Here is a 675-nt window from a genome sequence, read left to right as displayed (position 1 = left end):
GCCGAAATTGCCCCCCCTTTCAGCGAAATGAAAAAACCAGACCAAAGCAGTACGGTCACTAAAATTGCAGCGTATCCCAAAATCATCGTTGTCGCGTCCATGTGTAAAGTTCGCTGTAATTATTGAACGAAACTGACGCATCATGTTGGCAAAATGTGACGTACTTTGTTTCAGTATTGGTGTTAAACTGCGTTTAATTAATTAAATCTAGTGATTTTTGGCAAAGGGAGTTGGCATGGACAAAATTGATAGGCAGTTACTTCATCTCATACAGAAAGACGCCACATTAACGACAGCGGAGCTCGCTGACCAAGTAGGGCTCTCTGCTTCACCATGTGCGAGGCGCTTAAAACGTCTTGAACAAGAAGGGGTTATCAGCGGATATCGAGCAATGATCTCACGTGGCGCAGTAGGCATTGCGATGACGGTGTTCGTTGAAGTGAGTTTGAATAATCACCAAGCGTCGTCAATCGATGAGTTTGAAACCGCAATCGTCGATATGGATGAGGTGATTTCTTGTCACGTTGTATCTGGCGCTTACGATTATTTATTGGAAGTGGTAAGTAAAGATCTTCCCGGATACGAAAGCTTCACTAGAAAGCTGCAAAGGTTAGAAAACGTCAAAGACATCCACACACACCTTGCTATTCGGCAGGTAAAAGGAAATGGCTGTTT

General features: G+C 43.7%; 1 protein-coding gene. It reads left to right on the top strand.

Going from position 1 to position 675, the window contains the following annotated elements; translation table 11 throughout:
• Positions 1-235: 235 nt before the first annotated feature.
• Positions 236-675 (top strand): Lrp/AsnC family transcriptional regulator (locus R7040_RS26960; RefSeq protein WP_318097672.1); only part of this gene is annotated, 440 nt, incomplete at its 3' end.

It is taken from the genome of Vibrio sp. 1069 (assembly GCF_033340555.1).
Note: the sequence above shows the minus strand (reverse complement) of the source record. Positions and strands in the feature narration are given on the sequence as shown.